The organism is Streptomyces erythrochromogenes, from assembly GCF_036170895.1.
GTDB classification, from domain to species: Bacteria; Actinomycetota; Actinomycetes; order Streptomycetales; family Streptomycetaceae; genus Streptomyces; species Streptomyces erythrochromogenes.
Genome location: NZ_CP108036.1, coordinates 7,546,601 through 7,573,507, shown reverse-complemented (window position 1 = coordinate 7,573,507; position 26,907 = coordinate 7,546,601). Strand labels below are relative to the sequence as shown.

Genomic DNA, 26,907 nt, shown 5'->3' with positions numbered 1-26,907 from the left:
GGACGGGCGTGTACATCCCCGGGATGACCTGCACCGGCCTTTACATCCGGGGGCTGACGCCCCGCCCCCGGCCTCCGCCTTAGGTTCGGGGCCATGACAACCGATCAGGACAGCGCACGTCAGGTCGTCGTACGACTGGACGACGTGCACAAGGAGTACGGCGACGCGAAGGCCCTGGACGGCCTCTCCCTGGAGATCCGGGCGGGCGACGCGGTGGCCGTGATGGGACCCTCCGGCTGCGGCAAGTCCACTCTGCTCAACATGGTGGCCGGGCTGGACCGGCCGACGTCGGGCACCGTCGAGGTGCAGGGGCATGACCTGGGCGGGCTCAACGAGACGGGGCTGGCGCTGTTCCGGCGCCGGCACATCGGCATGGTCTTCCAGTTCTTCAACCTCATCGACGACCTTCCCGCCCTGGACAACGTGGCGCTGGCCGCCCAGTTGACCGGCACCCCGGCCCGTCAGGCGCGCCGCCGGGCCCTGGAACTCCTCGACGAGCTCGGCGTGGCCGACCGCCGGAACAACTATCCGGCGACGCTGAGCGGTGGCGAACGCCAACGGGTCGCCGTGGCACGTGCCCTGATGAACCGTCCGGCGCTGCTGCTCGCGGACGAACCGACCGGCGCCCTCGACAGCCGGTCGGGCGAGCAGGTGATGGACCTGCTCATCGACCTCAACCAGATCGGCCAGACACTGCTGATCGTCACGCACGACCCGGAACTGGCCACCCGCTGCGCCAGCCGTCTGGTCGAGGTCGCCGACGGCCGCGTCGCCCGGCAGAGCCTGCTGGAGGCGACCGCGTGAGCGCCGTGTGGCGGGCCTCCCGCGCGGCCGTGAAGCGCCGCAGGCTCCAGACCTTCGTCATCGGGCTGGTCGTGCTCTGCTCGACCACGACCGTCCTGCTCGCCCTGGGGCTGCTCGACGTCGCCACCAGCCCGTTCGACAAGGCGTACGCCGCCCAGCGCGGCCCGCACACCGTGGCGGCGTTCGACACGGCGAAGGCCACCCCGGAGCAGCTGGCGCAGACCGCCCGGCAGCCCGGCGTCACGGCCGCGGCCGGGCCGTTCGGGCAGAGCGTCCTTGACGTGCCCAAGGGCTGGCTCTGGATGCCCGGCGGCTCCTTGAGAGTGGTGGGACGGGCCGACCCGGGCGGCCCGGTCGACCGGGTCCAGGTCCTGGAGGGCCGCTGGGCGACCGCGCCCGGCGAGATCGTCGTCGCCTGGCCGTCCGCGGGCACGCCCGGAACGAAACTGCTCGGAACCGCGCTGGAGGTCCCCGGATCGGCGCCGCTGACCGTCGTCGGATTCGCCGCGGGCATGGGCAAGTCGGCGGACGCCTGGGTCTCGCCCGAGCAGATGGCCACGCTGCGTCCGGCCACCGCGCAGATGCTGTACCGCTTCACCGACTCCTCGACGGACGCACAGCTGGGCGCCGCACTGGCACGGGCCACCGCCGGGCTGCCCGAGGGGGCACTGACCAGTGCGCACACCCACCTCGACCTGAGGAAGGCCTTCTCGTCGCTGGCGGACGCCTACCTCCCCTTCATGACGCTCTTCGGCGTGCTCGGCCTGCTGGTGTCCGCCCTGATCGTCGGGAACGTCGTCAGTGGCGCGGTCGTCTCCGGCTACCGGCACATCGGCGTGCTCAAGGCCCTGGGCTTCACCCCGAACCAGGTGGTCGCCGTCTACCTGGCGATGACGGCCGTGCCGGCCCTCGTCGGCTCCGCGGCCGGCACCCTGCTCGGCAACGCGCTGGCCGAACCCATCCTGAGGATCGCTTTCTCCGGCATCGAGACCGGCCGGGCCGCCGTAGGCGGTGTCTCCTCGTGGGTGTCGGCCGTCTGCCTCCTCGGGATGCCCGCGCTCGTCCTGCTCACCGCGCTGGTTCCCGCGCTGCGGGCGCACCGGCTGCCGGCGGCCCGGGCGATCAGCGCGGGCAGCGCCCCGCTGACCGGCCGCGGGCTGCGCGTCCAGCGCGTCCTCGGCGGCAGCCGGCTGCCTCGCGCCGTCAGCATGGGCCTGGGCCAGCCGTTCGCCCGCCCCGGCCGCACGCTGCTGACCCTGGCGGCCGTCCTCCTCGGCGTCACCACGGTGACCCTGGCGACCGGACTGACCAGCACGATGCTCGCGTACAGCCAGGCCGGACGCGGCGGCGGCGCCCTGGTCAGGGTGGACGCCGGGGGTCCGGCCGACGGCCGGTCCGCTCCCCTGCTGGGCGACGCCCAGATCGAGGAACGGCTGCGGTCCCTGCCCGGTGCGGCGGGGGTACGGGCCCGGGCGCTGGCCCAGGTGACCCTGGTCGGGCAGAGCCGGCCCGCCTTCGCCGACTTCTACCGCGGGGACGACGCCTCGTCCGCCGGTCGGATCGCCGAGGGACGGCTGCCCGAGGCGGCCGGCGAGCTCGTGGCCGGGCCGGCCTTCCTGACGCAGAACGGACTGCGGCTCGGCGACCGGGTCACCCTGGCGCTCAACGGCAGGCAGACCTCCGCGACCGTCGTGGGCGAGCTCATCGAGGGCAACGCCCGTGCCCTGGAGGCCTCCTGGCCGACCCTCCTGCCGCTGGCACCGGACGCCCGCCCGGTCGAGTACGAGGTGCGGCTGGATCCCGGAGCCGACGCCGGGGCGTACGCCGCGGCGGCCGAGGCCGCCGACCCGGGGCTGCGCGCCTCGGTGTCGGAGGGGGGGAACACCGCCACCACCACCGTCGTCGCCTTCTCCACGGTGTTCACGGTCCTGTTGAGCGCCGTCGCGTCGCTCGGCGTCTTCAACACCGTCCTCCTGGGCACCCGGGAGCGCCGCAGGGACCTCGGCATGCTCAAGTCCATCGGGATGACACCACGGCAGGTGGTGGCGATGACCCTGACCTCGGTGGCGGGGGTGGGCGCGGTCGGCGGGCTGCTGGGCATCCCGCTCGGGATCCTCGCGCACCGGCTGGTCGTGGACAACGTCGGGGTGGTCTCGTTCCCGGAGTCGATGAAGGACGTATGGGACGCACCGCAGTTGTCCGGCCTGCTGCTCGCGGGGGTGGCGATCGCCGTCGTGGGCGCGCTGGTTCCGGCCCGGGCGGCGGCCCGGACGACAATCGCGGCGGCCCTGCACACCGAATAGGCCCTCGAACAGGGAGGAATTGCGGATGCGGCCGGCGTCCGGGGCTTCGTAGGCTGCTCCCCCGGCACCCGGACATCCAGGAAAGGAGCCCCTGATGCCCCGCAATCCGAACAAGGCCCGGCGTCTGGTCGTGGACGGGCACACCTACACGCGGTCGGTGCGCCACTCCCACAGCAGACCGGGCGGACCCGACCGCGACTGCTGCGAGTCGCTCACCGTCCACCTGGCAGGGGCTCGCGGAGCCCTGCGCATCGTCTTCCGGGAAGGCCCCGGCAGGCTCGTCCCGACCGGCTACCCGATGGTCTCCGGGGAGGTGTCGCTCACCACGACCGAGTCCCTGTACCTGCACGAACCCGGCACCGTCCGGGCCCTGATGGAGGAGGCCCGGGACCGGGGGTGGCGTCCCGACGGCCCGTCCGGCCTGGAGATCGACGGCTGGACCCTCTTCGAGGCCGCCCTCCGCAGGCGGAAGGACCCCGCCGGCCCGCCGCCCGCCCCGCAGGAGTGATTCCGTCACTTCCCCGGGCCGGGGGTCGTTAGGGCCTGGGGGTTGACTCGGGGGCGAAGGGATGGCGGTATGCGGCAGTTTCCTCTGGAGATGCACCACGTGGCACCCGGCAGGGTGGTCGAGTGGCGGCTCAGGTCCACCGCGGCGGAGGGCGACGGGCCGGGTGACCCGGCGAGCCGGAAAGCGTCCTTCAACCAGGACAAGCACTTCACCGTCGCCGAGGAGAGCCGGGCCGCCGACGACCCCGTCGCGTCCTGGGTCGCAGTCACCTTCGAGGTGACCGGCCCTCTGGACGAACGGGCCCTGGCCCAGGCGCTGCTCTCCTTCGTCCAGCGGCACGAGGTCCTGCGCTGCGCGTTCCGGCGGCTGGCCGGTGAGGTGGCCTGCGAGCCGTTCGCCCCCGCCACGCTCACCCTCGATCCCGAGCTCGTGGGCACCTTCGAGGACGCCGGGGTGCTGAGCGACTTCCTCGTCGAACGGTTCAAGCGGAGCATCGACACCCTGTCCTGGCCGCTGTTCATCATGGGCGCGGTGGTCCGCGAGGACTCGGCGACCGTCTACCTGGCCTTCGACCACATCGTCTGCGACGGCATGTCGATGCCCATCGTGGCCCGCGAGGTGCTGACCGCCTACGAGGGCCTGTGCCGCGGCGAAGCAGCCGAACTGCCCCCGGCGCCCAGCTATCTCGACTTCGCCGAGGAGCAGCGCCGCCGCTACCTGTCCATCGACGCCGGCGACGGCCGTCTGGACTACTGGAAGGCGTTCATGGGGCCGGCGGGCGAGTTCTTCCCGCGCTTCCCCCTCGATCTCGGTGTGGAGCCGGGCCGCATGTACCCCATCGTCAACGAGGCGTCGATGCTGCTGGACGCCGGTGAGGCGGAGGTCTTCGAGAAGACCTGCCTGGCGGTCGGCGGGAAGCCCTTCATGGGCGTGCTCGGCTCGGTGGCCGTGTGTCTGCGCGAGGCCGGCGGGCCGGGCGTCTACCGGGGCTTCATGCCGGTCAGCGAGCGCGGCCGGAGCACCTGGACGAACTCGGTGGGCTGGTTCGTCAACACGCTGCCGATCGAGTTCGACGCCTCGCCCGGCCGGGACTTCGCCCAGGTGATGGCTTCGGTCCGGGCCGGGTTCGGCGAGATGATGACCCATCTCGACATTCCGTTCGTGCGCGCGTGGGAGCTGCTGGCGCCCGAGGAGTTCGCCGCCCGCTCCTGGCCGTACCCGGTGAACTTCTTCTCGTACATCGACATGCGCAAGTGCCCGGGCGCCGAGCGCCACGAGGACTGGCGGCCCACCACCCACGTGTGGTCGGCGCGGGCCAACGGGGCCTGCTCGTGGTTCCAGCGCGACACGGACGGCCTGCACATGAACTCCATCTACGTCGACACCCCGGCGGCCCGCCGCACCATGCGCGACTTCCAGGAGGCGCTGCGCCTGACGGTCCAGGAGGTCGCCCGCAGCGGTGGCTTCCGCCGGCCCGTCGCCCTGACCCCGCAGCGCCGGCCGGCACGGATGACCCCGCTGGACGTGGCCGCCTTCGCGCGTCGCGGCTGAGCGGGGCCTGGGGAGCGCGGATCAGAGGGCGGCCGCACGCCGCAGGAGCAGGGTGCGTTCCTGCTCGTTGCGGGTGAGCGAGGCCGCGCGTTCGAACTCGGCCCGGGCCTCGTCCGGCCGGCCGAGGCGCTCCAGCAGGTCGCCCCGTACGCTCGGCAGCAAGTGGTAGGAGTTCAGGGCCGGTTCGCGGGCCAGGGCGTCGACGAGCGGCAGGGCGGCCGCGGGTCCGTCGGCCATGGAGACCGCCACCGCCCGGTTGAGTTCCACGACCGGTGAGGGGGTCAGCTGGACCAGCCGTCCGTAGAGGGTGGCGATCCTGGCCCAGTCCGTGTCCTCGTAGCGGACGGCGGCCGCGTGGCAGCCGGCGATCGCGGCCTGGAGGGAGTACGGGCCGCTGCCGGCGCGGCTCATAGCCCGGGCGCCCCTGGCGATGAGCAGGCGGTTCCACCTGGCCCGGTTCTGGTCGGCGAGCAGCACCGGTTCGCCGTCGGGGCCGGTGCGGGTGGCGATCCGGGACGCCTGGAACTCCAGCAGCGCGGAGAGACCGTGCACCTCGCCCTCCTCGGGCATGAGGGACGCCAGGACGCGGGCCAGGCGCAGGGCGTCCTCGCAGAGGGCGGGCCGGACGAGGTCGTCGCCGGAGGTGGCCGAGTAGCCCTCGTTGAAGACCAGGTAGATGACCTCGAGGACCGACGACAGCCGGGCGCCGCGGTCGGCCCCGTACGGGACTTCGAAGGGCACCGCGGCCTTGGCGAGGGTCCGCTTGGCGCGCACGATGCGCTGGGCGACGGTGCTCTCGGAGGCGAGGAAGGCGCGGGCGATCTCCTGGGTCGTCAGTCCGCCGATCAGGCGCAGGGTGAGCGCGATGCGGGACTCGGTGGCCAGGACGGGGTGGCAGGCGGTGAAGATCAGGCGCAGCAGGTCGTCGTCGATGTCGTCGGGTTCGGCCGGTTCGGCGGGCGGCGGCTCGTCCTCCAGGGTGCGGCCGACCTCGGCGAGCTTGCGCGCGTACGTCTCCTTGCGGCGGACCAGGTCGATCGCGCGGTGCTTGGCGGTCGCCATGAGCCAGGCGCCCGGTCGGTCCGGGACACCCGACTCCGGCCACTGCTCCAGTGCGGTGACGAGGGCGTCCTGCGCGATCTCCTCGGCGATGCCGACGTCCCGCACGATGCGGGTGACGCCGGCGATGATCCGCGCCGACTCGATCCTGAACACCGCTTCGACCGCCCGGGCCGTATCCACTGCCGTCACGGCCACCCATCAGAGCAGCCGTGACGAGGCAGGGCAAACGCGGCACGAGCGGGCGGGATCACCTCTCCCGGATCACATCTCCTGGATCTCCCTGACCTCGGCGCTGACGTTCCATTCCGCCGGGTGGATCTCCAGGAACCGCCGGGTCCACTCGATCGCCTCGGCCTTGTCCTTGCACTGGCTGAGGGAGTAGCCGCCGACGACCTCCTTGGTCTCGGTGAAGGGTCCGTCGGTGTAGCTGATCTTCCCGCCGGACCAGCTGAGGCGGGTGGCCTCGGAGGTGGGGAGCAGTCCCGCGGTGTCGAGCATGACGCCGGCCTTGGTGATCTCCTCCAGCAGGGCGCCCATGCGCTGCTCGAACTCCGGCGGGAACTCGTTGGGGGGAAGGTCCTGCTCGTTGATGCGGATCATCGTCAGGAAGCGCGGCATGGTGACTCCTCGGTCGCGGGGGCGGGGTCCTTCCCCGCCTCTCACCCTTGCGTCGAACGGGAGGCGCCCGGATCGACAGCTCTCCGGAAATACTTCGAGGAATTTTTCGGGGCGGCCACCGGGGGCTCCGCCGGGTGCCCGGCGGGGCAGGCCAACGGCGGGGTCACCGGCAGGTCCGCGGCAGCTCAGCGACTGTCGCCGGTCCAGTCCCAGTGGCCCGGATCTCCCGCGCGGCGGCGGTAGTGGGCGCGGCCGCCCGCCCCGTAGCGCCCTATCTCGGTGGGGAGGCGGGCCTCCTCGTCGAGCTGGGGCGCGCTCCAGCCCGTGATGTCCAGGAGGAGCCCGTCGAGCGGGCCGCCGACCAGTTCGCCGTAGGTGTGGCCGGGGCGCGGGCCGGGGTCGGGGTCCTCGTGGTCGGCGCCGTAGACCCGGCGCCGGAGCATCCTGTCGTCCATGTCGATCAGCTTCACAGGCAGCACTGACAACGGCCCGGCGGCCGCCCGCCGGGCCGGCGGCGATGATGGAGGCCGCGCTCCCGGCGGAGGGGCGCACGAGCGAGGAGCGACACGCATGGCACACGGGGTGCACCGGCCACAGGAGGACGAGGAGTTCGACTTCGTCCTGTCGATGGCGAAGGGGCCCGTCCTGGCCTATTTCTGCGGCACCTGGCCCAAGGCGGTGGAGGCCTGCCGCGCGATGGACGCGGTCGTCGGCGAGCTGGTGCGGGAGTACGGGACGCGGTTGACGGCCGTCCGCACCGACATGACGCGCTGCCCCGGGCCGACGAAGCGGTACGGGGTGACCGGTGCGCCGACCGTCGTACTCATCGAGGACGGCGAGGCGGTCGCGAGCCAGGCGGGCCCGATGGACGTCGAGGAGTTCCGGGCGTTCCTGGACGCCCGCCTCTGACTGCGGGCCCTGCGGACCCGGCCGGCTCACAGGAGGGCGACGGCCCGGCGTTCCAGGGCCAGCGCCTGCTCCACGAGGGCGGCGAACTCGTCGAAGAGCGCGCGCCGGGCCGTGGCGCCCTGGTCCGGCCCGGCGGTGCGGGCCAGCTCCGCGAGCCGGGACCAGTGCCCGGCCGACTCGCGGAACAGCGCGGCCGCCCCTGGCCGCCCGACGAGGTCGAGGAAGTCGGCGTAGAGCGGCCGGGTGGCTCCGGGCGCGGTCCACTCCTGCTCCAGGCAGGCGTACAGCCGGCGGGTTCCCGCGAGGAAGGCCTCCGGGGCGGCGAAGCGGCGCTCCCAGCCGGTCCTGGTGCGGGTGTCGCGCAGGTGCGCGGCGAGCTTCTCCATGCCGGAGAAGCCGAAGTTGACGTCGAACCGGTTGCCGAGCACGGGTCCGGTGAGGCGTGCGGCCGTGGCGGCGAGGGCCCCTTCGACGTCGGGGTCCCCGGCGGCGGGGCCGGTGGGCACGATCATCTCGTGGCGGCCCTTGCGGTGCCCGGACCAGGCGGCGCCGAACTCCTCCTCTCTGATCCGGTACGGCGTCCGGGCCGCGTCCTCGACGTACAGGGTGTCGCCGTCGTACCCGGCGAGGACCACGGTGTACGGATCGGCGCCGGCCATCTCGTCGCCGGGGCCGTGCCACGGGAGCCCGGACCGGTCGACGGTGCAGAACACCGGGTGCCCGGCGTCGAGGGCCGCGTGCACGCGGTCCCAGCGCGGCCCGGCGCTGTGGGTCACGTCGTAGGGGACGCGGAGCCGGTCGAGCGCGGAGCGGATCCAGGGATCGGGGTGGGCCTGGGCGACGATCGTCAGCCGGGGCGGGCGGCCGGCGTAGTCGAAGACGAAGTACATGAAGCCGACGCCGCCTGCGAGGCCTGCGACGAGCGCCTCGTCGTGCGTGCTGCCGAGGGCGTGCCGGACGAGGGAGCTCTCGCGGTGGCGCCCGGTGCCGAAGTCCTCGTACAGGAGCATGCGGCCAGGGTAGCCGTGGGGCCGGACAGCGGACTTCCTGTACAGTTGTCCAGGAAGTTGCCCCGATACCCGTTCCTTCTCCCGAGAAGTGGAGGCGGCCATGCATGCGGTCGCTCAGATCCTGATCGGCCTGGTGGCCGCGCTGCACGCGTACTTCCTGGTCCTGGAGATGTTCCTGTGGCAGCGGCCCCCGGGCCGGGCGCTGCACGGCTTCGACGCGGACACCGCCCGGCTGACCGCGCCGCTCGCCGCCAACCAGGGCCTGTACAACGGCTTCCTCGCCGCCGGTCTGGTCTGGGGGCTGGTCATCGACTCGCTCGCCACGCAGGTGTTCTTCCTCGTCTGCGTGATCGTGGCCGGCGCGTTCGGTGCGGCGACGGCCAACCGCCGGATCCTCGTCGCCCAGGCCGTACCGGGCGCCCTCGCGCTCGGTGCCGCACTGCTGGCCGCATGAGCCCGGAGGATCCGCGTACGGCCCGGACGAAGGGGCGGCTGCGGGAGAGCCTGCTGGCCGAGTGCGCCGGCCGGACGCTCGCGGAGGTCAGCGTCTCGGCGGTGGTCCGCCGGGCCGGCGTCGGGCGGGCCACCTTCTACCTGCACTACGAGGACCTCACCGCGCTCGCCGTCGACGCCTGCGCGGACGTCGTGCACGCGGCGGTCGACGCCCTGCACGCCTGGCAGACCGGCCCCTCGGCGCTCCCCCCGGTGAAGCCCCCGGCCGCACTGGCCGGGTTCCTGGCGGGGGCGGCAACCCGCGCACCGCTCTACCGCACCCTGCTCCTCCCGGGCGGCGGCGGCCCCCTCGGCGACCGGCTGCACCGGGAGCTGCGCGCCCGCGCCCGCGCCGAGCGCGCGGCGGTGGGCGCGCCCCGGCCCGAGCTGGTGGCCTCGGCGGTCGCCGCGGCCTTCACCGGGGTCCTCGCGGACTGGCTGCACGAGGAGATCCCGGCGGACCCGACGGCCCTTGCGGATCACCTGTGGCAGCTGCTCCTGGCCCTGCACCGGGCCCCCACCGCCTGAGGCCGGGTCCGGGACGCCGAAAGCCCCGCCGGCGGACCGGCGGGGCTTCGTTCACGGCACGCGGCTCGTGGTGGTGGCTACCCGATGGGGACCACGTTCTCGGCCTGGGGGCCCTTCGGCCCCTGGGTGACGGTGTAGTCGACTCGCGCGTTCTCCTCCAGCGACTTGAATCCCTGGGTCTGGATCGCGGAGAAGTGCACGAACACATCAGGACCGCCGTCGTCCTGCTGGATGAAGCCGAACCCCTTCTCCGAGTTGAACCACTTCACGACACCTGTTGCCATCTTGCTGATCCTTCACAATGGTCCACTGCGGGCCGCACGCGCGGCCGTCTCGATCCTGCCCAACAGTCCCTCAGAGCACACGCCGGACGCGGCCAACCGGGGCGCGTCGCGCATTCGAACTTGCGCTCGCCTTGTCCGCGATACGAGGGATCGGGCCCGCCCGCCACGGGCTCACGCGCCCTCCCCGGCGGCCGGCAGCCGCGCCGCGGGGCGGGGCCGGGCGGCCGCGACGGCCCGGCGGGGTCCACCGGCCCGGCAGCCCAGGCAGTCGGCGTGCCCGGCACCGGCCGCGGTGTCGCGGGTGCGCCAGTCCCATTCGGATTCCGGGCGGGGGCCGCTCGGCTTGCCCCACCCGGCCAGGTGCAGCAGCCAGGTGACGACCCCGGCCAGGACGACGACGGCGAGGCCGATCAGGATCCCGGGCGGCCAGGCCGCGCAGACGGCGGCGCCCGCCCCGGCGAAGCCCAGCAGGGCCAACGTGGTTCCGGTCCAGCCGGCCACCGTGTGGCCGAGATCGACGTGACCGTGCGCGCTCATGGTTCTCCCTGGTCGAAGGGGCAGCAGTAGGCTCAGGACAAGGAGATTCTTATTTCGCGAGGTAAGTATCTCACCAGCTAAGTAACTTAGATGCTAAGGAGTATTTGCGTGCAGGGCAAGCCCCGCCCCGCGGCCACGGCCGCGGAGGCGCTTTCGCGCATGGACCAGTTCGTCGCCCTGGGCATCGTCGGCCAGCAGGAGGTGGCGCAGCGGCTCGGGCTCAACGTCACCGACCTGACCTGCCTCGGGCACGTCCTGGGCGCCGGGGAGAACCCCCTCGCCGCCGGCGACCTGGCCGAGCTGGTGGACCTCACCACGGGCGCCGTCACCGGCGTGCTCAACCGCCTCGAGAAGGCCGGCTACGCGCGCCGCCGGCCCGATCCGGCCGACCGGCGCCGGGTGCGCGTCGTGGCCGAGCCCGCCGCGGCGGCCCGCGTCTTCGCCGTCTACCAGCCGTTCTACGACCGGCTCGGCACGCTGTTCGCGGACTACACCCCCGACGAGACCGCCGTGATCGCCGACTTCTTCGAGCGCGCCGCGGCCGAGGTCCGCGCCCACTGCGCCCAGGTCCGCTCGGGCGAGCTGGACGCCCCCGGGGCCCTGCCCCCCGCTGGTACCATGGGCGGTTGACCATCTTCTTTTCTTCTTCTCCCCTTGCTTCGAAAGGTCCTGCATGAGGAACCCGTCAGCTCATGGCCGCTTCGGTGTGAAGGGCGGTGCCAAGGCCGGTTCCAAGACCGCCGCCAAGGCCCCCCGGAGCCTCGGGCCGCAGGGTGAGTTCGCGATGCCCGAGCCGAAGGCGCCGGCGCTCGCGCCGGTGGAGTCGTTCTCGGAGCTCGACCTGCCCGTGGAGCTGGCGGAGACCCTGGCCTCCCAGTCGGTGACGCAGCCGTTCCCGATCCAGGCCGCGACCCTCCCGAACGCCCTCGCCGGGCGCGACGTCCTCGGGCGCGGGCGGACCGGCTCCGGCAAGACGCTGGCCTTCGGCCTGGCCCTGCTGGCGCGCACGGCGGGACAGCAGGCCGACCCGAAGCGGCCGCTGGCGCTGGTCCTCGTACCGACGCGCGAGCTGGCGCAGCAGGTGACCGAGGCGCTGGAGCCGTACGCGGCGGCCCTGCGGCTGCGGATGGCCACGGTGGTGGGCGGGCTGTCCATCGGCCGGCAGGTGAGCGGCCTGCGGACCGGCGCCGAGGTCGTCGTGGCCACCCCGGGGCGCCTCAGCGACCTGGTCGGGCGGCGCGACGTCCACCTGGAGCGGGTACGGATCACCGTGCTCGACGAGGCCGACCAGATGTGCGACATGGGGTTCATGCCGCAGGTCACGGAGATCCTGGACCAGGTGCACCACGCGGGCCAGAAGATGCTCTTCTCGGCGACCCTGGACCGCAATGTCGACCAGCTGGTGCGCAGGTACCTGAAGGACCCGGTCTCGTCGTCCGTCGACCCGCAGGCGGGCGCCGTGACGACGATGGACCACCACGTCCTGCACATCCACGCGGCCGACAAGATCTCGGCGGCGACCGAGATCGCGGCCCGCGACAACCGGGTGCTGATGTTCCTCGACACCAAGCACGGCGTCGACCAGTTCGTGAAGCACCTGCGCGCGATGGGCGTACGGGCTGAGGGACTGCACAGCGGCAAGTCGCAGCCGCAGCGCACCCGGACCCTGGCCCAGTTCAAGACCGGGGCGGTCACCGTGCTGGTCGCGACGAACGTCGCCGCGCGCGGCATCCACATCGACGACCTCGACCTCGTCGTCAACGTCGACCCGCCGGCCGACCACAAGGACTACCTGCACCGAGGCGGCCGGACCGCCCGCGCCGGCGAGTCCGGCCGGGTCGTCACGCTCGTCACCCCGAACCAGCGCCGGGACATGGTGCGGCTGCTGTCCGACGCCCGGATCCGGCCGACGATCACGCAGGTGCGGTCCGGTGAGGCGGCGCTCAGCCGGATCACCGGCGCGAAGGCCCCTTCCGGCGTGCCGCTGGCCGGCTCCGCGCCGACCGATGCCAAGGGCAGGCCGTCGGGGACGGAGCTCGGCTTCCGCGGCATCGGCACGCGGCCGGGCCGGCCCGGCAAGGGCAAGGAGTCCCGCAAGACGCTGGAGGCCCGTCAGCAGGCCGAGGCGCGCCGCGCCGCCAGGGTGCGCCGCGGCATCTGACCGACTGGCCACACCCTGGGGGTGCCCACCCGGTCAGCCCCGTTCGAAGGCGTGCGAGTGGCCGATGACGCGGAAGCCGCGCCGCTCGTACCAGTGGCGCGGCCAGTCCGTCGCGTCGGCGGTCAGGAAGCGGGCGTCGCAGCCCGCGGCCGCGGCCAGACTCAGGGCGGTGGCCACGACGGCATCGGCGTGGCCGCGCCGGAAATGCGCCTCCGAGGTCATGAGGTCCTCGATCTGGGCCGTGCCGGCGGCCGGGTCGAGGTAGAGGTCGGCCCAGGAGGCCACCTCCCCTCCCTCGGCGCGGGAGCCGATGAAGCGGACGTCGTCGGCGCCGCGCAGGCGGGCCTCGCGCCGGTCGACGAGATGGCGCACGACTTCGTCGTCGACGTCCGGGAGGATGCCGCGCCAGCGGGTGGTGAGCGGGCCGCGCAGTGCGTCCAGGTCGACCTCCTGCGCGTCCGCGGGGGCCGGCACCGGTCCGGTGTGGAGCATCACGAGGTAGGCGGAGTGGGTGTAGCCGGCACGGACCAGCGGTCCGGCGCACGCCCGGGCGGTCTCGTCGTCGAGGACGGAGACCAGGCGGTGCGGCAGGTGGCCGAGGGCCTCCTCCGTGAGGGCGGGCAGCGCCTCGGGGTCGACGGCCCCGTCGATGACGACCTGGTTGTTCCCGCGGGAGTGGGCGAAGGCGTCGTCGTAGGCGGCGAACCCGCCGGGCAGCCGGACGGTACGGGCGGCCTGGCGGCGGGCGAAGGACGCCATGAAGCCGTTGATCCTGGAGAGGTGTTCGCTGGTCACCCGGGCAGCCTAAGCCGCGGGCCGACGGCGGGTCACCCGGGTTCAGGCGACCGTGCCCCGGCGCAGGCGCTCGGCGGCGGCGTTGCGGACGCGGCGGGTGCGGGCGTCGGCGGCCAGCAGTTCCAGGGCTTCGTGGGAGCCGAGCAGCCGGACCGCGGTGCGCTGGCACCAGTCGGACGCGCCCGTCAGCTCGGCGGCGGACCAGGGCTCGCCCCGGGTGACGGCCTTGAGCAGGCTCCACTCCCGCAGCCGGCGCTCGGGGAAGGCCCGGTCGGCGAGCACGCCGGACATGGCCCGCGCCCAGACCGTGAACCCGTCGTCGGCGAGCAGGCCCACCGCCCGGCGGTCGAGGTGGGTGACCACCGCGGCCTCGGCCATCACCCGGTCGGGATCGCCCAGTACGGCGGTCACGACCTCGGCCTCGGCCTCGGCGTTCCCGCCCGGCACCGCGGCCAGCGACTCCAGGTGGCGGGCGTAGCGCCAGTGCTCGGAGGGCGTGTCGGCGTCGGGAAGGCTCATCGGGCGGCCCCCTCGCGGACGTGTCCGGTCCGGCCGACACCCGTGACGGACATCGCCCGGCCCGCCCCCACCGGTATGACCAGCACCTCCGGCGGCATGCCCATGGCGGGTCGCCGCTGCTTCTTGCCCTTCCGCATGGCACCCATTCCACACGATCACCGCGGCGGGCCGGTGGTCAGGGTGCCGTCGAGGCGTTCAAGGGGCGTCCCGGGGGCGTTCTCAGGGTCCGGGCGGCCACATCAGGGCCTCCGCGCCGACCGGCCGGTATCCGGCCGCCTGGAAGGCGCGGATGCTGCGCGCGTTGCCGGTGGCCTGCTGGGACCAGACCGGCCGGCCGTCGGGGACGAGGTGGCGGGCGGCGAGCGCCAGTTGCCTGCCGAGCCCGCGGTGCCGGACGTCCTCGTCCACCTCGATCGCCGCCTCCCAGCGGCCCGCGAGGCCGCGGCCGAGGACGAGGACTCCCCCGTCGGCCGACCAGACCCGTACGTCGTGACGGCGGCGCAGGGCCCGGCGTACGCGCGGGTGATCGGGATCGGTCGTCTCGCGGAGCTCCAACGCGGGCCCGCCGGGCAGCGGGCCGGCGACGGTGAGCAGGTCGATGGTGTCGGTCCGGCGCCCGGTGCGGTCAAGGAGCGCGGCCAGGAAGTGCGGGTTCATGGTGGCGGCCAGCGGGTCGCAGTCCAGGAAGGCGAGGGTGGCGAGCACCCAGTCCGGGTCCTCGTCGGTGAACACGACGGAGTGCGCGGTGAAGGCGATGACGCCCGCGTCGCGGTGGTGTTCCTGCGGCACCACGGTCATGCCGCCGTCGGGGGGCGGGAAGAGCCCTTCGGCCGCCGCGTCCAGGATCTCGCTCAGGGTGCGGCCCATGCCGTCAGACCTGCTCGAAGTGGAAGGACTTGATGAAGCAGTCGCGGGGCTGGCCTATCGCGAAGAAGACGCAGTCGACCAGCGACTGCGCGGTGAGGGGGTCCTTCGCGGTGCGCGGGGCGCCCTCCCACGCGTGCGACAGCGGGTCGTGGTTGTCGAAGTCCGGCGGGTAGAGCGAGATCACGCGGACGCCACGGTCGCGCAGCCTGCGGGAGAGGATCTCGGTGAAACCGGCCTGGGCGCTCTTGGCGGCGTAGAAGGCGTCGTGGGCGTCGGAGCGGTGGTGGCCGGTCTCGCCGCAGCCGGACACCATGGTGACGATGTCCGGCTTGGCCGACTTCAGCAGCAGCGGGAGGAACGCCTTGGTGGCCAGTACGGTGCCGGTGGCTCCGGAGGCGAGGGTGTCGACGACGTCCTCGTCGGAGGCGGACAGCAGGTCGGTGCCGTGCTGGTAGCGGGAGCCGTTGTTGACGAGTACGTCGACGTGGTCCGTGCGCGCGGCCACCGCGGCGGCGAACTCCCGTACGGAGGCGGGGTCGGTGAGGTCGCAGGCGTAGGCGTGGACGCGGTCGGCGGCGTGGCCCTGCGACCGGATCTCGCCGCGGACGCGTTCGGCGGCTTCGAGGGTCCGGGCGGAGAGGTGGACCTCGGCCCCCCGGCTCGCGAACCGGAGGGCGAGGGTACGCCCGAAGTCGCGGCCGGCGGCGGTGATGACGACGCGATGGTGTTCGAGTGCCATGTCTGCGCTCCTGGTTCGTGGTCCGTACACATGATCTCAGGTGCGGTGCGCGGCAGTTCGGATGGGGCGGGCGAGGAGTGCGGAGGGCCGGGCTCCGGGCGGCCGCCCGCGGCGCCCGCCGGATCTCAGTGCCCCCTGATCAGCCCTCGCGGGTCCCGCGGCTCTCGTGTGCCTCGTATCCGCCGGCCCCCTGGCTCGTCTCGTGCTGCGGCTCGGGAAGCGGCGCCCCGGTCTCCAGCAGGGTCTTGAGGCTCGACGCCAGCATCGGCCAGGCCCGCCCGCACATGCCGATCAGGGTGCCGCCCGGCACGAAACCCTCGTGCCGGATCGTCAGCCGGGCGAGGGTGTCGCCGACCGGCTCGATCTCGTACGTCACCTTCGTGCGGGGCTCCTGCGCCAGCTCGGACCGCAGCTCCTCGTCGATCCCGACCGCGGCCGCCCACTGCGGGCTGAAGGTGTGCCAGGTGTAGGACAGCAGGCGGTCCGGGACGCAGCCGAGGACCAGCTGGCCGGGGTCACTGGTGCGGGTGCCCCGCTCGACCCAGTCCATCGCCGAGCCCACCGACCAGTCGGTCTCGAAGCTCAGGCCCCAGTACCGGCGGGTGAGGGCGGGGTCGGTGAGGGCCTGCCAGACCCGGGACGGGTCGGCCTGGATGTAGAGGGTGTAGGTGATCGCACTGTCGCTCATGGCCCCATGCTGCGGGACCGCGGACCGCGGACGAGGGATTTCCCGATCACGGCGGTGGCGGGCGGCCTCGCCGCCGGGTCACCAGCGCACGCCCTCCTCCGGGAGCTCCGCGAGCGGGGTGCGGGCGGGGGCCGGCAGGCCCAGCCGGGCGCGGGCCGCGTGGACCGCGGCGACCTCGTCCTCGCCGGCCCGGCCCCAGTCGCTGAGTTCGCGGACCTGCTCGGGGGTGGCCAGCAGCCGGGCGTACGCCGGGTCCGCGGCCGGCGGGAGCCCGGTGAGGCGGGCCGCGACGCGGGCGTGGGCGCCCTCCGTGCCGTACCGGTAGCCGAGGGGGACGGAGCACCCGGCGGCCGCGGCGGCGGCAGGGGTCGGGAGGTGGGCGGCGCCGGTGGCCCGGGCGATGAGGAGCAGGACCCGGCCGTCGGGGGCGAACAGCCAGGCGGAGACGTCCCGTACGGGCACCTGCGCGGGGACCGGGCCGCAGTGCCAGGCCCCGCGCTGCGGGATCCGGGGGGTGCGGAGCACGCCGAGCCGGTCGAGGGCGGTCGGTGCGGTGGGCCGGCCGTCCTCCAGCAGGGCGGCGCCGCAGCCGTTGATGCGGGCGCGCAGGGCGGACAGGGCGCGGCGGGCGTCGCCGGGGTCCATCAGGGCGGGCAGGTCGGCCGGCTCGGCGAAGTGGATGCCGGTGATCTCCTGCGCCGGGAGGCGGACGGCGTCGATCCGGTCCGGTGTCCAGGTCCCGCCGTCGTAGACGTGCAGGATCTCGCCGGGGAAGCGCATCTCGGGCGGGAAGCCGGGGGTGTCGGCCGGGATCCAGTCGACGGCCAGGCCGCGCGGGTAGCGGCCGTCGACGCCGAGCTCCTCGCGCAGCTCGCGGGCGGCCGCCGCGGAGGGAGCCTCGCCCGCGTCGATCGCCCCGCCGGGCAGGAGCCGGTCGGCGCGGTAGTCGACGCTCTGGACGAGGATCCGGCCGTCGGTGTCGGTGACGAGGACGACGGCCGCGGTCCAGACGGCGGCGCGCGAGGCTCCGTACTCCTCGGGGGTCATCCAGGTCCCCGGGGCGCACTCACGGTCGTCGGTCGCGCCGTGGTCGGTCAGCTGCGGCATCGGGACTCCGTTCACCTGGGTGGACCCGCCGCCTGTGCAACAGCGGGCACGGCCCCCGGGTTACGGCGGGCCGTGGAGCCGGAACCGGCAGACCCGCTTTGCCACCGCTATACCTCCTTATTACCTGGTTATGTCTTCGTTGGTACGGTGCGGGAGCGGGCTGGCGGCATGAACACCGCCGGTCCGACCAACTTCGGGGCGGAGCGGAACGGCAGTGGCGGGGACAGCGGTGGGAACAGGGGCCGGGACGGGTGCCGGAAACGGAGCGGGGGCGGACGGGCGGGGCGGCGGCCCCGGCCGGCTGGCCGGGGTCGACGCCGTGCGCGGCATAGCCGTCCTCGGCATGTTCGCCGTGCACGTGGGTCCCAGCCCGCAGCCCGAGGGCGCCGGGTACCTGCTCGTCGCGGCCGACGGGCGCGCCCCGGCCCTCTTCACCCTCCTCGCCGGGTTCTCCCTGGTCCTCGCGCAGCGCGCCACGGACCCGGCGCGGCGCCCCGAGGGCTGGGCGTCGCGGTGGCGTCCGCTGCTGATCCGCTGCGCCGTCCTGGCCGTACTCGGCCTGTACCTGGCCTCGTTGTGGCCCGGGATCCTGGTCATCCTCGCCTTCTTCGCCGTGTACTTCCTGGCGGCCGAACCCTTCACCCGGCTCTCCACCCCGGTGCTCACCGCCGTCGCGGGCGCGTCGGTGGTGGTGGGGCCGCTGCTGTCGTTCCTGCTGGGCCCGCTGTTCGGGTACGGGTCCTCCGGGCGCGGCCTGGTCCCCGAGGCCGCGGACCTGACCAGCTGGCCGGGGCTGGGCGCGGCGGTGTGCGAGCTGCTGCTGACCGGGGCGTATCCGCTGGCCACCTATTTCCCGTACGTCCTGGCCGGAATGGCCCTCGCCCGGCTGTGCGACGTGCGGGAGCGGGTGACGGCCCGGCGGATGGCGGTGTGGGGCACGGCGGCCGCGGTCGCCGGGTACGGCACCGCCTGGCTGGCCACCCATGTGTTCGGCACCCGGCAGCGGCTGCTGGAGGCGATAGCGGTCCACCATCCGGAGGCCATGGCCGCCGCCGACCCCGTCCGGGAGGTGCTGAGCGGCCAGTTCGGCGCCGTGCCGAGCACCTCCTGGGACTGGCTGCTGCTGGCCGACCCCTACAGCCAGACCCCGCTGGAGACCCTCGGCAACGCGGGGGTCGGGTGCGCCCTCATCGGCCTGTGCGCACTGGCCGCGCGGCACGCGGTGGGCGCCCGCCTGCTGCGGCCGCTCACGATGCTGGGGGCGATGGCACTGAGCGCGTACGTCGCCCACGCGCTGGTCCTGGCCGGCCCGGCCCACGGCGCCGCGTCCTGGTCCGCGTGGGTCGCCTTCAGCGGCGCGGCCCTGGCCCTGACCTGGGTCTGGCAGCGGATCTGGGCCGACAGCCCACTGCGCCGCGGCCCGGTGGAGCACGCCCTGCGGCTGGCCACCCGGGTGGGCGGCCGAGCCTAGGGAGTCACAGGGCCTAGCGTGGCGTGGTGTCGTCGGCCCGGAACGGGCCGCCGTGGCCGGGCACGATCAGGTCCGCGGCTGCCAGCACCCGGAGCCGGGAGGCGCGCAACACCTCACGGTCGGGGGCCACCGGGTCGTCCGCCGGGCCGTCCGCATGCCACCACAGGTCACCGGCGAAGGCGACCACGCCCGCGTCCGTGCCCGCCAGCAGGGAGATGTCCTCGGTGCTGTGGCCCGGGGTACGGATCAGACGCAGTGACGGGGTGAGTTCGTAGCCCTCGGCGTCCCGGTTCCTCCACTGGTCGCCGAGGTACTCCACCTTGTGATCGTGCACCCGGGCCCGCCCGAACAGGCCCACGTTCATGGTGTTGTCCGGGTGGTGGTGGCTGAGCACCACGTCGGTGATGTCGTCGGGTCCGAGCCCCAACTCCGCGAGCGGGGCAAGGATGCGGTCGGGGCTCGCCACCATGCCCGGGTCGAAGATCACATGTCGGCCGGCGTCGGAGATGTAGGAGACGGTGGCGGCGACCCCGGGCCCGGTGGAACCGACGTATCCGGTGGTCAGGATCGTGTACACGGCGCTGCGGCCGAGCGGTGCGTCTGTCATGGCCTCAATCCTTCCGGCCGGGACGGTCGTTCACGAGTGGCACAGCTGCCACCGATCGCAGGATTAGTGCCACACTGCGCGTGTGCCTCCCTTCGTCTCCGTCGCCGCGTACGCCCCGGCCGGAGTCGGCATGCTCGCCGTCGGCATCGTCAGCGAGGTCTTCGGCCCGCGCGGCGAGGACCTGCCGGGCTTCGACTTCACCCTGTGCACCGACCGGCCCGGGCCGGTCCCCACCGACCTCGGCGTGCCGCTCACCATCGCGCACGGCCTGGACCGGCTCGCCTCAGCCGATCTGGTGATCGCCCTGCCGTGGGCCGGCTTCCGCACGCCGCCCGCTCCCGCTGTGCTCGATGCGCTGTCGGCCGCACACGAGCGCGGCTCGCTGGTCGCGGCCCACTGCGTCGGTGCTTTCGCACTCGCCGCCGCCGGGCTGCTCGACGGCCGGCGGGCCACCACCCACTGGCGGTTCGCCGAGCTGCTCGCCCGCCGCCACCCCGAAGTCTGCGTCGAACCCGACGCCCTCTACATCGACGAAGGCCCGGTCCTCACGGGCGCCGGAGCCGCCGCGGGCTTCGACCTCTGCCTGCACCTGCTGCGGCGGGAGTACGGAGCCGCGGTGGCCAACACTGTTGCCCGTGACGTGGTGCTGCCCTCCCACCGCGACGGCGGGCAGGCACAGTACCTGGCCGCCCCCGTCCCCGAGGACTGCAGCGACGAGCGTCTCGCCGAGGTCCTCGCGTGGGCCGGCGCGAACCTCCACGAGCCGCTTCCCGTCGCGGAACTGGCCCGGCGTGCCTTGATGAGCAAACGCTCCTTCGCCCGCCGCTTCACCGCCGCGACCGGCACCACCCCCCACGCCTGGCTGCGGAACCTGCGTCTGAGCAGCGCCGAGGAGCTCCTGGAGACCACGGACCTGCCCGTCGAGGAGATCGCCCACCGCGTCGGATACGCGAGCGCGGCCATCCTGCGGGAACAGTTCGTGCGCCGCCGGGGAGTGCCGCCCCGCTCCTACCGCCGCTCCTTCACCAACACGCCGTAGCGAACAGGGCGGGCACCCACGTCAGTCGTCCAGGCGGACGGGCATCAGGATCGAGAACGTCTCCTCGGTGTCGGTCCGCCGGACGGCCAGCGGCGCCGTGGGGGCGCCGGCCTCGACGATCAGCTCGTCCCGGGCCCCGGCCGCGAGGGCCTGCAGCAGGAAGGCGCGGTTGACGGCGACACGGTCCGGGGCGCCGTGGCCGTCCTCGCAGACGGTCACCGCGCCGTCGGCCACCTGGAGCACGCTGAGGTCGAAGAGCGGGCCGTCCGGCCCGTGCATCTCGCTCTCCCGGACGGGGCCGGTCTCCACCGCGTGGCGGAGGGCCGCGACGTCGACGAGGGCCCGGCGCCCCGCGGGCAGGCGTACGAGGCGGCGGTAGTCGGGGAATTCCTGGTCGAGGCACTGGCCGCCCGCCTCGTGGTCCCCCGCCCGCAGGGCCACGCGGCCGCCGTCCAGGGTCAGCAGGACGGACGCGTCCTCACTCAGCAGGGCCCGCATGGCGTCCGTCAGCCGGGAGGGCACGACCGCCTGCACACGCGGTCCGTCGTACCCGGCGGCCCCGGCCCGGGCGACGGCCATCCGGTAGCGGTCGGTTGCCGCGAGCCGGAGCGTGCCGCCGTCGACGTCGAACAGGACGCCCCCGAGCATCGGCAACTCCGGGTCGGCGCCGGCGGCGAAGCGCACCGAGTCCAGGGCTTCGGCCAGCTCCGGTGCGCGGAGGGTGAGCCGGACGGTGGCGGTGCGGAGCGAAGTCATGGGGTTCTCCCTGCGTTCGAGTAGCGCTCGGACCGTGGAGAACTCGCCGCGGGCATCGTTCAGCCCCTGCTCCAGGCGGCGCAGGTGCGCCTGGAGGAGCCCCCGCACCAGGTCGGTGTCCGCACCGGACAGACCCGCCAGCACCAGCCGGATGTCCGCCAACGGCATGCCCGCACGGCGCAGCCGGGCCAGCACCCGGGACTCGTCGAGCTGTTCGGGTCCGTACCAACGGTAGCCGGTGACCGGATCCACCCGGGCCGGAACCAGCACGCCGGCACCGTCGTAGAACCGGAGCGCGCTCACGCTCAGGCCGCTGTCCCTGGCCATTTCACCGATGCTGCGCATGTCGTTCTCCACACCCGGAACTCTGCGCCCTCCACCAGGTCGAGGGTCAAACAGCGGGTCCGCAGCGAGGGACGGGAGGCGACTGCGCGTCATGGGTCCGAGCCCCCCACCCCCGTGGGGGGACTCCGATCCGGACGGGCGCTCCCGTACTCGTCTCCGGGTGCCGGGGCACCCGCGAGAACGATCACAACGCTAGGCCGGGGAGGCCTGATCGACCCATGGCAGCGGACGTCAGCAAGGGGACCGAACGCGCCAAGGAGGGACCCGCCACGCCGAATTGGGGACATCAGGACCCAAATCACGGCAATGAGCTGGCATTTCGTGCTCGTCTATGCTCACCACCTGTGGTCTCGCACGCGCACCCGGGGACGACGTCCTCCGCCCTCACCCGCCTGAACGTCAATGCCGCACGTCTGCTCGGGATACCCCCGACCGGGTACGCGCACCTGCTGGGCATGGCGCCCGAGCACCTCAACGACGACTTGTGCCGGCCCCCCGCCGTCACCAGCATCCGCATCGCGGAACTGGCCACCGTCCACGCCCCCTGGACCGAGGTGTCCCTGCTGCTGGCACAGCAGTCGGCCATCGGGAGCCTCGGGGTCTGGGACTACCTGATCACCTCCGCGCCCACTCCGCTCGAAGGGATCCGGGACGCCGCCGGCTACCTCGCCACCGTCGTCGACACCAGCACGGACGACCTCCGGATCGCCGAGGACGGCAACCGCGTCACCCTCAGCCACCTCAACAGGGCCGATCTGGCCCACGAGGCGGCCTGCGCCGTCCGCGCCTGCGCCCTCGGCCTGTACCTGCGCCGCCTGCGCGAGGCCGCGCAGCGGCCGCTCGTCCCCCTCCACGTGGCCCTGGCCGCCGAGGCGCCCCGCCGGCACGACGCACTGATCGAGCTCTACGGGACCCGCGCCATCGAGTTCGGCGCCCCGGTCAGCTCGATCACCTTCCGCACCGCCGACCTGACCGCCCCGACACCGCACGCCCAGCCGGGGCTGTCGGCCGTGCTCCGAAGGCACGCCGACCAGACGCTCGCCACGGCCGTCCCGCTGCGCGACTGGCTGGACCTCTTCCGCGGCGCGCTCGCCTCCGTACAGGACGAAGCAGCCCCGGCCCTGTCCACCGTCGCTCGGCGCATGGCCGTCAGCCCGCGGACCCTCCAGCGCCGCCTCGACGAGCACGGCACCACCTGGAGCGCCGAGGCCGAGGCCGTACGCCGGGACCACGTCTCACGGCTGCTCCACACCACCGGGCTGAGCATCGACGCGATCGCCGCCCGCAGCGGCTACGCCGACGCCCGCGCCCTGCGCCGGGCCGTCCAGCGCTGGTACGGCACCACGCCCGCCGCCCTGCGCCGCGCCGGCCACCCGCACGGCCAGGCCCTGGAGCCCGCCCGGTAGCCCGCCGCGCAGCCACCCGTGCCCGCGCTCCGGCAGGTCAGCGGTGCAGGCGGCGCGTCCAGTCCTCCGGCACCCGGTCGGCCGGTCCGGGGACAGGCTGGTCCGCGGGGTGCTCGCCCGGCGGGGCCAGCCGGGGCCCGGACTCGTACATCTCGTTGGCGTCGTAGTCCCAGAACCACCCCTCGCCCGGCTCGAAGCTCTGCACCAGCGGGTGTCCGGTGGCCTTCCAGTGGGCGGTGGCGTGTTGGGCGGGCGACGAGTCGCAGCAGCCGACGTGGCCGCACTGGGCGCAGCGCCGCAGGTGGAACCACCAGCCGCCCACCGCGTCGCAGTCGGTGCAGCCGGTGCCGGTCGGCGGGACGGTCGGTTCGATCCCCTTGATGTCGGTCATGCGGGCTCCTCGGCGGTCTCGGTTGCGGGCGCGGTTCCGGTTCCGGGGGCGTTCTCGGGTTCGGGTTCCGGTGCGGTCAGCGGCAGCAGTACCTGGAAGCGGGTGTCACCGGGGGCGGATTCGACCTGGAGGCTGCCGTGGTGCTTGTTGACGACGATGCGCCAGGAGATGTCCAGGCCGAGGCCGGTGCCCTCGCCGACCGGTTTGGTGGTGAAGAAGGGGTCGAAGATGCGGCCGCGGATGTCGGCCGGGATGCCGGGCCCGGTGTCGCGGAACTCCACCAGCAGCCGGTCCCCCTCGCGTGCCGTGCGGACCGTCAGGGTACCGTCGCCTCCGGTGCTGCCGATGGCGAAGACGGCGTTGTCGATGAGGTTGGTCCACACCTGGTTGAGCTCCGCCGGGTAGGCGGGTACGTCCGGCAGGGAGCGGTCGTAGTCCTTGACCACCTGCACCCGGGGGCCGATCTTGCCGGACAGCATCAGCAGGGTGCTGTCGAGGAGTTCGTGGACGTCGACGACCCGGGTCGGTGCCCGGTCGAGCTGCGAGTACTGCTTGGCGGCGTCGACGAGGTGGGAGATGCGGGTGGTGGAGTCGTCGATCTCGTCCATCAGCAGCTCGGTCTCGACCGAGTAGTTGAGCCAGCCGATGGCTCCGGGGAGGATGTCGTCGTCCACGGCCGCCGCGACCTGCTCCAGCCAGTCCACGTCCAGCCCGGCCTGGACGAAGGTCGGTGCGATCCGCCATCCCTCCGCGATGCCGTGGTCGTCGAGCCAGTCGGCGAGCTCGTCCTCCCGGTCGGAGGCCTCCAGCGGGCTGAGCGCCGTCGCCTTCGCGACGCGTTCCACCGTGCGCTCCTGGACCTCGATGAGGTCGGCGATCGCCTCGCGGGAATAGTGGCCCTGGGCGATGACGGCGAGCTTGTGGCGCATCTTGCCGACGCGTTCGCGCAGGGTCGCGGTGGCCCGGACGGCCGCCGCAGCCGGGTTGTTGAGCTCGTGGGTGAGACCGGCGGACAGCGATCCGAGGGCCAGCAGCCGTTCCCGCTGCCCGATGGCCCGCTGGGTGTTCTTCGCGCCGAAGAACAGCCCCTCCAGCAGGTGCGCGGCCATCGGGAACCACTCCTGCATGAAGTCCGAGAACGCCTGCGCGGGCAGCACGAAGAAACGGGTCGGCTCGGTCACCCGCATCGAGTTGGTGTACGTCTGGGGCACCCGGTCGCCGAGGTAGGCCTGCATGGCCCCCGCGTACACGCCGCGCTGCGAGGTCCGGCTCACTTCGACGTCGTCGCCGCCGACCCGGCGGGACAGTACGACGGTGCCCTCGATCATCACGTAGAAGCAGGAGGCCGGGTCGCCCTCGGCGTACACGGGACCGGTGTCGAAGCGCTCCACCCCGCCCTCGGCGCACAGTTGCCCGAGCTGCTGCGGGGTGAGCTTCTCGAACAGGAACAGCGAGGCGATCTCCTGCGGGTCGCAGTGCACGAACTGCCCGCTCATGACTGCTCCAGGTAGCGGTGGACGAGCATCACGGCCATGGCTCCTTCTCCGACCGCGGAGGCGACGCGTTTCGCGGACTGGGCCCGCGCGTCGCCCGCGACGAACACGCCGGGAACGTTGGTCTCCAGGTGGTAGGGCGGCCGGTCCAGCGCCCACTCGGCGGGCGGCCGCCCGTCCGGCGTGAGGTCGGGGCCGGCCAGGATGAACCCGCGGTCGTCGCGCAGCACCGTGCCGTCCAGCCAGTCGGTCAGCGGGGCCGCGCCGATGAAGACGAACATCCACTGCGCGTCGACGAGTTCCGTCGCCCCGCTGTCGACGTCGCGCAGGGCCAGCCGCTCCAGGTGCTCCTCGCCGTGCGCGGCCTCGACGACGGTCCGGGTCCGCACCGAGATGTTCGGCGCCTCCTCGATCTGCTGGACCAGGTAGTACGACATCGACGCCGTCAGGGACTGCCCGCGCACCAGCAGCGTCACCGACTTCGCGCCCCGCGACAGGTACATGGCCGCCTGGCCGGCGGAGTTGGCGCCGCCCACGATGTACACGTCGTGGCCCTGGCAGGAGGCGGCCTCGGTCAGCGAGGAGCCGTAGTACACCCCGCGGCCGGTCAGGTCGTCGCAGCCGGGCGCCCGGAGCTGCCGGTAGGACACTCCGGTGGCCAGGATGACGCTGTGGGCGGCGACGGAGGAGCCGTCGGAGAAGCGGACGACGCGCGCGGGGCCGTTGACCTCGAGTCCGGTGACCTCGCGCGCGGTGAGGATCTCGGCGCCGAACCTGCCGGCCTGGCGGCGGGCGCGTTCGGTGAGCTGGGCACCCGACACGCCGTCGGGGAAGCCGAGGTAGTTCTCGATGCGGGAGCTCTGCCCGGCCTGCCCGCCGGTCGCCGACCGCTCGACCAGTACGGTCCGCAGTCCTTCGGAGGCCCCGTACACGGCCGCGCCGAGCCCGGCCGGGCCGCCGCCGATCACGACGAGGTCGTAGAAGTCGGCGGCCGGTGTCGTCGCGAGCCCCACGTGGGCGGCCAGGTCGGCCGCCTCGGGCTCGATCAGCACGGTGCACTCCGGGGTGACGACCAGGGGCAGCCGCTGTCCGTCGGCCCCGGCCGCCTCCAGCAGCCGCCTCCCCTCGGGCTCGTCGGAGGAGTACCAGCGGTACGGCACCTGGTTGCGGGCCAGGAACTCCCGCACCTGCGAGGAGCGGGCCGACCAGCGGTGCCCGACGACCTTGGTGGCAGGGACGGGGCGGTAGTCGCTGGAGCGCCAGGCGGCGAGCAGGTCGTCGACTACCGGGTAGAGCTTCTCCTCGGGCGGGTCCCAGGGCTTGAGCAGGTAGTGGTCGAGGTCGACGACGTTGATCGCGTCGATCGCCGCGTTGGTGTCCGCGTAGGCGGTCAGCAGCACGCGCCGGGCGCCCGGGTACACGTTCACGGCCTGCTCGAGGAACTCGATGCCGTTCATCTGCGGCATGCGGTAGTCGGCGAGGATCACCGCCACCAGGTCGCCGCGCAGTTTCAGCTCGTGCAGTGCCTCCAGCGCGGACTCGCCGGACTCGGCGCGCACGATCCGGTACCCGGCGCCGTAGTGGCGCCGCAGGTCGCGGGCGACGGCACGGGAGACCCCGGGATCGTCGTCCACGGTCAGGATGACGGTCCGCGCCGGTTCGGCGGCCTGTGTCATGCGTCTCCCAGGGGCGGCCCGGTCCGGCGGCGCGGCGAGCCGCCCGCGCCGGTTCCCGCCCATCGTATGTTCGATCGCCCGGATCCGCTCCGGCGCAGCTCCGGATCCGCTCCGGGCCGTCACGCAGCGTGCGCGCCCGGTGCACGCCGAGCGGGCGTGACCGGTGCCGCCGGTGCGGTCGCCGAAGGGTTTCGGGTGGGAGGGCCGCCGTCACCCGACCGTGTGATCGGCGCGGCCCCCG

The 26,907-nt window shown here is 73.7% G+C and carries 30 protein-coding genes; 12 read left to right on the top strand and 18 right to left on the bottom strand.

What is annotated here, in order from left to right; genetic code table 11:
• Window positions 1-93: 93 nt before the first annotated feature.
• The 4 genes from OHA91_RS34675 (at window position 94) to OHA91_RS34660 (ending at window position 5,166) form a co-directional block, all read left to right on the top strand.
• A complete protein-coding gene (locus OHA91_RS34675; protein ID WP_031157357.1) occupies window positions 94-804 on the top strand; it encodes an ABC transporter ATP-binding protein in 711 nt (236 codons plus the stop codon).
• Window positions 801-3,107, top strand: a complete 2,307-nt coding sequence (locus OHA91_RS34670; protein WP_266505585.1) for an ABC transporter permease — start codon at window positions 801-803, stop codon at window positions 3,105-3,107. The genes OHA91_RS34675 and OHA91_RS34670 overlap by 4 nt, the downstream gene beginning before the upstream one ends.
• A 94-nt stretch (window positions 3,108-3,201) precedes the next feature.
• Complete coding sequence (locus OHA91_RS34665) at window positions 3,202-3,615, top strand: hypothetical protein (RefSeq protein WP_031157351.1); 414 nt, start codon at window positions 3,202-3,204, stop codon at window positions 3,613-3,615.
• Between the two features lie 69 nt (window positions 3,616-3,684).
• The gene (locus tag OHA91_RS34660) at window positions 3,685-5,166 is read left to right on the top strand and encodes a condensation domain-containing protein (RefSeq protein WP_051893755.1); all 1,482 of its coding nucleotides are present in this window, start codon (window positions 3,685-3,687) and stop codon (window positions 5,164-5,166) included.
• 21 nt (window positions 5,167-5,187) lie between these two features.
• Here the strand turns inward: OHA91_RS34660 and OHA91_RS34655 are convergent, their stop codons facing one another.
• The 3 genes from OHA91_RS34655 to OHA91_RS34645 all read right to left on the bottom strand — a co-directional run bounded on the left by OHA91_RS34655 (window position 5,188) and on the right by OHA91_RS34645 (window position 7,301).
• On the bottom strand, window positions 5,188-6,408 hold the full coding sequence (locus OHA91_RS34655) for an RNA polymerase sigma factor (RefSeq protein ID WP_266505710.1): 1,221 nt from the start codon (window positions 6,406-6,408) through the stop codon (window positions 5,188-5,190).
• 81 nt (window positions 6,409-6,489) lie between these two features.
• Window positions 6,490-6,846, bottom strand: a complete 357-nt coding sequence (locus OHA91_RS34650; RefSeq protein WP_030654218.1) for a YciI family protein — start codon at window positions 6,844-6,846, stop codon at window positions 6,490-6,492.
• Between the two features lie 185 nt (window positions 6,847-7,031).
• Window positions 7,032-7,301 (bottom strand): hypothetical protein, encoded by a 270-nt coding sequence (locus tag OHA91_RS34645; RefSeq protein ID WP_031157343.1) that lies wholly within the window; start codon window positions 7,299-7,301, stop codon window positions 7,032-7,034.
• A gap of 115 nt (window positions 7,302-7,416) precedes the next feature.
• Between OHA91_RS34645 and OHA91_RS34640 the strand changes: the two genes are divergently transcribed.
• Window positions 7,417-7,755: a thioredoxin family protein gene (locus OHA91_RS34640; RefSeq protein ID WP_031157341.1), complete on the top strand. Its 339-nt coding sequence runs from the start codon at window positions 7,417-7,419 to the stop codon at window positions 7,753-7,755.
• A gap of 26 nt (window positions 7,756-7,781) precedes the next feature.
• Here the strand turns inward: OHA91_RS34640 and OHA91_RS34635 are convergent, their stop codons facing one another.
• A complete protein-coding gene (locus OHA91_RS34635; protein WP_266505602.1) occupies window positions 7,782-8,765 on the bottom strand; it encodes a BtrH N-terminal domain-containing protein in 984 nt (327 codons plus the stop codon).
• Window positions 8,766-8,865: 100 nt separating this feature from the next.
• Here OHA91_RS34635 and OHA91_RS34630 point away from each other — a divergent pair, with 100 nt between their 5' ends.
• Both OHA91_RS34630 and OHA91_RS34625 read left to right on the top strand, forming a co-directional pair.
• Window positions 8,866-9,219: a DUF1304 domain-containing protein gene (locus tag OHA91_RS34630; RefSeq protein ID WP_266505605.1), complete on the top strand. Its 354-nt coding sequence runs from the start codon at window positions 8,866-8,868 to the stop codon at window positions 9,217-9,219.
• A complete protein-coding gene (locus OHA91_RS34625) occupies window positions 9,216-9,785 on the top strand; it encodes a TetR/AcrR family transcriptional regulator (protein WP_031157334.1) in 570 nt (189 codons plus the stop codon). Before OHA91_RS34630 ends, OHA91_RS34625 begins: the two co-directional genes overlap by 4 nt.
• Window positions 9,786-9,862: 77 nt before the next feature.
• On the opposite strand, the gene OHA91_RS34620 is transcribed toward OHA91_RS34625, so the two are convergent.
• Together OHA91_RS34620 and OHA91_RS34615 are read right to left on the bottom strand one after the other, a co-directional pair.
• A complete protein-coding gene (locus OHA91_RS34620; RefSeq protein ID WP_030848526.1) occupies window positions 9,863-10,069 on the bottom strand; it encodes a cold-shock protein in 207 nt (68 codons plus the stop codon).
• 171 nt (window positions 10,070-10,240) lie between these two features.
• Complete coding sequence (locus tag OHA91_RS34615) at window positions 10,241-10,606, bottom strand: HGxxPAAW family protein (RefSeq protein WP_328740670.1); 366 nt, start codon at window positions 10,604-10,606, stop codon at window positions 10,241-10,243.
• Between the two features lie 108 nt (window positions 10,607-10,714).
• Between OHA91_RS34615 and OHA91_RS34610 the strand changes: the two genes are divergently transcribed.
• A complete protein-coding gene (locus OHA91_RS34610; protein WP_328740669.1) occupies window positions 10,715-11,236 on the top strand; it encodes a MarR family winged helix-turn-helix transcriptional regulator in 522 nt (173 codons plus the stop codon).
• Between the two features lie 43 nt (window positions 11,237-11,279).
• The gene (locus tag OHA91_RS34605; RefSeq protein ID WP_408059211.1) at window positions 11,280-12,767 is read left to right on the top strand and encodes a DEAD/DEAH box helicase; all 1,488 of its coding nucleotides are present in this window, start codon (window positions 11,280-11,282) and stop codon (window positions 12,765-12,767) included.
• 33 nt (window positions 12,768-12,800) lie between these two features.
• Here OHA91_RS34605 and OHA91_RS34600 read toward each other — a convergent pair whose 3' ends face one another.
• The 7 genes from OHA91_RS34600 to OHA91_RS34570 all read right to left on the bottom strand — a co-directional run bounded on the left by OHA91_RS34600 (window position 12,801) and on the right by OHA91_RS34570 (window position 17,482).
• A complete protein-coding gene (locus OHA91_RS34600) occupies window positions 12,801-13,526 on the bottom strand; it encodes a GNAT family N-acetyltransferase (RefSeq protein WP_408059249.1) in 726 nt (241 codons plus the stop codon).
• A gap of 78 nt (window positions 13,527-13,604) precedes the next feature.
• A complete protein-coding gene (locus tag OHA91_RS34595; protein WP_266505617.1) occupies window positions 13,605-14,081 on the bottom strand; it encodes a hypothetical protein in 477 nt (158 codons plus the stop codon).
• Window positions 14,078-14,218: a hypothetical protein gene (locus OHA91_RS34590; RefSeq protein ID WP_158714892.1), complete on the bottom strand. Its 141-nt coding sequence runs from the start codon at window positions 14,216-14,218 to the stop codon at window positions 14,078-14,080. The genes OHA91_RS34595 and OHA91_RS34590 overlap by 4 nt, the downstream gene beginning before the upstream one ends.
• An 82-nt stretch (window positions 14,219-14,300) precedes the next feature.
• Window positions 14,301-14,948 carry a GNAT family protein gene (locus OHA91_RS34585; protein WP_328740667.1) on the bottom strand — a complete coding sequence of 216 codons (648 nt, stop codon included), beginning with the start codon at window positions 14,946-14,948 and terminating at the stop codon, window positions 14,301-14,303.
• A 4-nt stretch (window positions 14,949-14,952) separates the two neighbouring features.
• Window positions 14,953-15,687 carry an SDR family oxidoreductase gene (locus OHA91_RS34580; RefSeq protein WP_031157315.1) on the bottom strand — a complete coding sequence of 245 codons (735 nt, stop codon included), beginning with the start codon at window positions 15,685-15,687 and terminating at the stop codon, window positions 14,953-14,955.
• Between the two features lie 139 nt (window positions 15,688-15,826).
• Entirely contained in the window at window positions 15,827-16,375 is a 549-nt protein-coding gene (locus OHA91_RS34575) for an SRPBCC domain-containing protein (protein ID WP_051893752.1), read from the bottom strand.
• Between the two features lie 78 nt (window positions 16,376-16,453).
• Complete coding sequence (locus OHA91_RS34570; RefSeq protein WP_051893749.1) at window positions 16,454-17,482, bottom strand: NUDIX domain-containing protein; 1,029 nt, start codon at window positions 17,480-17,482, stop codon at window positions 16,454-16,456.
• A gap of 229 nt (window positions 17,483-17,711) precedes the next feature.
• Between OHA91_RS34570 and OHA91_RS34565 the strand changes: the two genes are divergently transcribed.
• Entirely contained in the window at window positions 17,712-18,953 is a 1,242-nt protein-coding gene (locus OHA91_RS34565; RefSeq protein WP_266505625.1) for a DUF418 domain-containing protein, read from the top strand.
• A 13-nt stretch (window positions 18,954-18,966) separates the two neighbouring features.
• On the opposite strand, the gene OHA91_RS34560 is transcribed toward OHA91_RS34565, so the two are convergent.
• Window positions 18,967-19,560, bottom strand: a complete 594-nt coding sequence (locus OHA91_RS34560; RefSeq protein ID WP_031157307.1) for an MBL fold metallo-hydrolase — start codon at window positions 19,558-19,560, stop codon at window positions 18,967-18,969.
• Window positions 19,561-19,690: 130 nt separating this feature from the next.
• Between OHA91_RS34560 and OHA91_RS34555 the strand changes: the two genes are divergently transcribed.
• Window positions 19,691-20,599, top strand: a complete 909-nt coding sequence (locus OHA91_RS34555; protein WP_051893857.1) for a GlxA family transcriptional regulator — start codon at window positions 19,691-19,693, stop codon at window positions 20,597-20,599.
• A gap of 21 nt (window positions 20,600-20,620) precedes the next feature.
• Here the strand turns inward: OHA91_RS34555 and OHA91_RS34550 are convergent, their stop codons facing one another.
• A complete protein-coding gene (locus OHA91_RS34550; RefSeq protein ID WP_078959622.1) occupies window positions 20,621-21,700 on the bottom strand; it encodes a DNA polymerase III subunit beta family protein in 1,080 nt (359 codons plus the stop codon).
• A gap of 344 nt (window positions 21,701-22,044) precedes the next feature.
• On the opposite strand from OHA91_RS34550, the gene OHA91_RS34545 reads away from it, so the two are divergent.
• A complete protein-coding gene (locus OHA91_RS34545) occupies window positions 22,045-23,106 on the top strand; it encodes an AraC family transcriptional regulator (protein WP_051893745.1) in 1,062 nt (353 codons plus the stop codon).
• A 37-nt stretch (window positions 23,107-23,143) separates the two neighbouring features.
• Here OHA91_RS34545 and OHA91_RS34540 read toward each other — a convergent pair whose 3' ends face one another.
• Genes OHA91_RS34540 through OHA91_RS34530 form a run of 3 tightly spaced genes read right to left on the bottom strand, consistent with a single transcriptional unit; the run spans window position 23,144 to window position 26,666 of the window.
• A complete protein-coding gene (locus OHA91_RS34540; RefSeq protein WP_031157299.1) occupies window positions 23,144-23,497 on the bottom strand; it encodes a UBP-type zinc finger domain-containing protein in 354 nt (117 codons plus the stop codon).
• A complete protein-coding gene (locus OHA91_RS34535) occupies window positions 23,494-24,993 on the bottom strand; it encodes an ATP-binding protein (RefSeq protein WP_031157297.1) in 1,500 nt (499 codons plus the stop codon). Before OHA91_RS34535 ends, OHA91_RS34540 begins: the two co-directional genes overlap by 4 nt.
• Window positions 24,990-26,666, bottom strand: a complete 1,677-nt coding sequence (locus OHA91_RS34530; RefSeq protein WP_031157295.1) for an FAD-dependent oxidoreductase — start codon at window positions 26,664-26,666, stop codon at window positions 24,990-24,992. The genes OHA91_RS34535 and OHA91_RS34530 overlap by 4 nt, the downstream gene beginning before the upstream one ends.
• Between the last annotated feature and the right edge of the window lie 241 nt (window positions 26,667-26,907).